The organism is Streptomyces sp. NPDC033966 (genome assembly GCF_055575955.1).
In genome coordinates this window covers 1-4,354 of the sequence record NZ_JBVIRQ010000047.1, presented here as the reverse complement: position 1 = coordinate 4,354, position 4,354 = coordinate 1, and the positions used below count along the sequence as shown (strand labels likewise).

Sequence of the window (4,354 nt, the reverse complement as noted above, 5' to 3'; positions counted from 1 at the left end):
TTGCTTTCCAGGTCCTGCGCTTTCGCGCTTTCCCTTTCCGGCGGTTCCGACTCTATCAGATCCTTTCGGGCCTGACCCCCAGTCAGCGGGGTTTGTCTTCCGGGCTGTTGGGCCCTTCCGACACCTGAACTCTAGCGGATTCCCGCGGCAACCGATAATCGGGCCTTCGGAAATGAATTCGGGCACGCCGAATTCGTTCCCTGTGGGAGTTCGCGCTGAGTAGGTTGCCGCTACGAGGCGGCGGGATTCGTTGACTCCGGAACCTTCCGGCTCCGGGGCAACTCGGAGAACCTTACGGATCCGCGAGGGCCGTGTCAACCCGTGAGGTCAGGGCCCGTCAGGCCCTGGACTGGAGCTCCTCGACGCGGTCCAGGAGGCGGGTGAGCATGTCTCCCAGTACTCCGCGCTCCGCCGTGGAGAGGTCCTGGAGGAGGTCCTCCTCGAAGACCGTGGCCGCGCGCATCGCGTCCAGCCACTTGCTGCGGCCCTCGTCCGTCAGCTCCACGATCACGCGGACCCGGTTGGACTCGTCCCGTTCGCGGGTGACCAGGCCCTCCGCCGTCATGCGGTCGATCCGGTGGGTCATCGCCGCCGGCGTCAGGCCCAGCTGCTTCGCGAGCTCGCTCGGGCCCATCCGGTAGGGCGCCCCGGAGATGACGAGGGCCTTGAGGACCTCCCACTCCGCGTTGCTGATGCCCAGGGCCGCGGTCTGGCGGCCGTACGCGACGTTCATGCGGCGGTTCAGCCGGCTCAGGGCCGAGACCACCTTCTCGACCTGGGGGTCGAGGTCCTGGAACTCGCGCTGGTAGACGGCGATCTGCTCATCGAGGCTCGGCTCTTGGACGGGCGTCGCGCCGTCGGGGGTGTCAGCCATGGTCCGAAGTATCGCACGAACCCGTTGGCGTCTAACTCCTTCGGTGTGTAGAGTTAAGCATCGAAGTTTAGGTATGAAGTTCTGAAGTCTTCAGTCTTCGGCTCTCAAAGGCAGGTGAGAAGTGACCAAGGTGATGGGCGCTGCGATGCGGCGGATCCAGGCCGGTAACGCGCTGACCGCGTTCGGCATCGGCTTCACGGTTCCGTTCCTCTACATCTATGTGGCGCAGGTGCGGGGTCTGGGTTCCATGGCGGCCACGAGTGCGTTCGTGGCGTTCGCCCTGGGTGCTCTCGTCGCGCTGCCCTTCACCGGCCGGGTCATCGACCGGCGCGGTCCGGTTCCCGTGGTCATGGGTGCGGCCGTCGCCGCTTCGGTGGGTGCGCTCTCGCTCGGGCTCTCCTCCGGCATCGTGCCGATCCTGCTGTCCGCCCTGGCGCTCGGCGCCGGGCAGGCCGTGATGCAGCCGGCGCTGGCCACGATGATCGTGTGGTGCTCGACGCCGTCGACCCGTACGCGGGCCTTCGCCCTGCAGTTCTTCATGCAGAACCTGGGTCTGGGCATCGGCGGGCTCGTCGGCGGCCAGATCGTCGACGAGAGCCGGCCGGGCAGCTTCACCCTGCTGTTCGGCATCGAGGCCGTGATGTTCCTGGTGCTGGCGGTCGTGATCGCCACCGTGCGGATGCCGCACGTGCAGAACATCAGCGACGCGATGGCCAAGGACGCGGTGCCGGCGGGCGGTGGCTGGAAGCGGCTGCTGCGGCACAAGGCGATGGTGCGGCTGTGCGTGCTGGGCTTCGTGCTGTTCTTCGCCTGCTACGGGCAGTTCGAGTCGGGTCTGGCGGCCTTCGGCACCGAGGCCGCGGGGATCTCCCCCTCCACCCTCGGGTTCGCTCTCGCCGCCAACACGGGTGCGATCGTCGTGGCGCAGTTCGTCGTGCTGAAGCTGGTGGAGAAGCGCCGCCGGTCGCGGGTGATCGCGCTGGTCGGGCTGATCTGGACCGTGGCGTGGCTGATCGCCGGGTTCTCGGGGCTGGGGCACGGCAGCGCGATGATGGCCGCCGCCGCGTTCATCACCACGTACGCGCTCTTCGGCATCGGTGAGGCGATGCTGTCGCCGACGCTGGCTCCGCTGGTGGCCGATCTGGCCCCCGAGGGGTCGGTCGGGCAGTACAACTCGGCCTTCGCCCTGGTCAAGCAGATGGCGCTGGCGCTCGGGCCGCTGGGTGTGCCGCTGGGTGCGGGGATTCCGATGCTCTACATCGGGGTGTTCGTGCTCGTGTCGCTGGGGATCTCGGTGCTGGCGCTGCGGCTGGGCAGGCGGCTGAGCCCGGTGCAGGACAACCCGTCGGTGGTGAGCAGGGTCGTGGCGCAGGGGCCGGCGGTCGTCTCGAAGGCGGCCGGGGCCCCGGAGCGGGCGGAGCGGGTTTCCGCGTAGCGGTCGCGTAGGTGTGGCTGTGGGCGGGTGTGTGTTCGTGGGGAGAGCCTCCGGTGCTTCGGGCCGGGGGCTCTCCCCTTTTGTGCTGCTACTTGTCGGGGAGGGCGAACTCGCACCAGACGGCCTTGCCGCCGCCGGGGGTGCGGCGGGAGCCCCAGGCTGAGGCGATGGTGGCGATGATCGAGATGCCGCGGCCGGTCTCGTCGGCCGGTTCGGCGCGGCGGCGGCGCGGGAGGTGGTCGTCCCCGTCCGTGACCTCGACGATCAGGCGGCGGTCGGTGCGGCGCAGGCGCAGCCGCATGGGCGGGGTGCCGTGCTGGAGGGAGTTCGCGACGAGCTCGCTCGCGGCCAGGACTCCGAGGTCGCACAGCTCGACGGGGAAGCGCCAGGAGCTGAGGACGCCCTGGGCGAAGGCGCGGGCGCGCGGGGCGGCCTCGACGCCGCCGAGGAGTTCGAGGGCGGCGTTGTGGAAGAGCTCGGCGTCCACTCCGGTGCGGGCGGGCTGCTGGAGGACCATCACGGCGACGTCGTCGTCGTGGTCGGCGTCCACGCCGAGGGCGCGCATCAGGCGGTCGCAGATGATCGCGGGGGTGCCCTGGGCGCCGGCGAGGGCGCGTTCGAGGGCGGCGACGCCTTCGTCGATGTCCTCGCCGCGGCGTTCGACCAGGCCGTCGGTGTAGAGGACGGCGGTGGAGCCGGGGCCGAGGGCGATGGTGCCGGAGCTGTGGAGCCAGCCGCCGGTGCCGAGCGGGGGGCCGGTGGGGTCGGCGGCGCGGCGTACGGTGCCGTCCTCGTCGCGGACGAGGATGGGGAGGTGGCCGGCGGAGGCGTAGGCCAGCAGTCCTTCGTTGGGGTCGTGGACGGCGTAGACGCAGGTGGCGATCTGGCTGGCGTCGATCTCGGCGGCCAGGCCGTCGAGGAGCTGGAGCACTTCGTGCGGGGGCAGGTCGAGGCGGGCGTAGGCGCGGACGGCGGTGCGGAGCTGGCCCATGACGGCGGCGGCGCGGACTCCGCGGCCCATGACGTCGCCGATGACGAGGGCGGTGCGGCCGGCGCCGAGGGTGATGACGTCGTACCAGTCGCCGCCGACGGCCGCTTCGGTGCCGCCGGGCTGGTAGGTGGCGGCGACGCGGAGGTCGTCGGGCTGTTCGAGTTCCTGGGGCAGGAGGGAGCGCTGGAGGGTGACGGCGGCCTCGCGCTGGCGGCGCTCGCTGGCGCGCAGCCGGTCGACGGCTTCGGCGTGGTCGGTGACGTCGGCGAGGTGGACCAGGATGCCGGTGTGCTCGGGGTCCGTGTCGCCGTCGGCGGCTGCCTTGGGGAACTCGACGGGGGTGCAGGTGACGGTGTACGAGCTGCCGCCGCCGGGGGCGGTGCGGTTCTTGGCGGTACGGGGCTTGCCGCTGCGCTGGACCTGGTCGAGGAGTTCGAGGAGGCCGAGCTCGCCGAGTTCGGGGAGGGCTTCGCGGGCGGGGGCGCCGGTGGTGCGGGGGCCGAAGCCGGCGGTGTAGGCGTCGTTGACGTAGGCGACGCGGTGCTCGGGGCCGTGGACGAGCGCGACGAGGGCCGGGAGCAGGCCGAGGACTTCCCGTACGGGGAGCTCGTCGAGGGCGGGCGCGGCTGGGAGCGGGGCCGTGCCGGTGCCGCGGACGGTGGCGTCGGCGGGGCTGCCCTCGGGGGGTGCGGCGGGGTGGGCGGCGGCGCCGCGGGCTGCCGGGACGGAGCCCTCACCGCGTTTGGCCTGGGCCGCGGCGTGCTCGTTCCGGGCGGCGGCGCGGCGCGTGCCGGGAAAGCGGGCGCTCCAGCGCGTGAAGTTCACTGCGTTCAAGCCTCGTGGTGTCGCAAGTGGTCGCGGTGTGTCCTCCCGACGGTGCCGGGGGGTGCCCCTGGGGTCGGGCGCTGGACGGTGTCGCTCGATGGATTTCACTCGGTGGATGTCACTCGGTGGATGTCACTGAGCCTTCGCCAACTTGAAGTAGCAGGTCAAAGGGCTGGTGTGACCGGTCCCCGGGGTGCTCGCGCTGGTCGTGGGCGGGAGTCTGGGGAGT

General features: G+C 71.3%; 3 protein-coding genes. 1 reads left to right on the top strand and 2 read right to left on the bottom strand.

Annotation, left to right across the window (positions count from 1 at the left end):
- Positions 1-337: 337 nt before the first annotated feature.
- Positions 338-874, bottom strand: coding sequence for a MarR family winged helix-turn-helix transcriptional regulator (locus tag ACZ518_RS39370; protein ID WP_469117837.1), 537 nt, complete (start codon positions 872-874; stop codon positions 338-340).
- 133 nt (positions 875-1,007) lie between these two features.
- Between ACZ518_RS39370 and ACZ518_RS39365 the strand changes: the two genes are divergently transcribed.
- Positions 1,008-2,309, top strand: a complete 1,302-nt coding sequence (locus ACZ518_RS39365) for an MFS transporter (protein WP_469117839.1) — start codon at positions 1,008-1,010, stop codon at positions 2,307-2,309.
- Between the two features lie 88 nt (positions 2,310-2,397).
- Here the strand turns inward: ACZ518_RS39365 and ACZ518_RS39360 are convergent, their stop codons facing one another.
- Positions 2,398-4,125: an ATP-binding SpoIIE family protein phosphatase gene (locus tag ACZ518_RS39360; protein WP_469117838.1), complete on the bottom strand. Its 1,728-nt coding sequence runs from the start codon at positions 4,123-4,125 to the stop codon at positions 2,398-2,400.
- Positions 4,126-4,354: the final 229 nt, after the last annotated feature.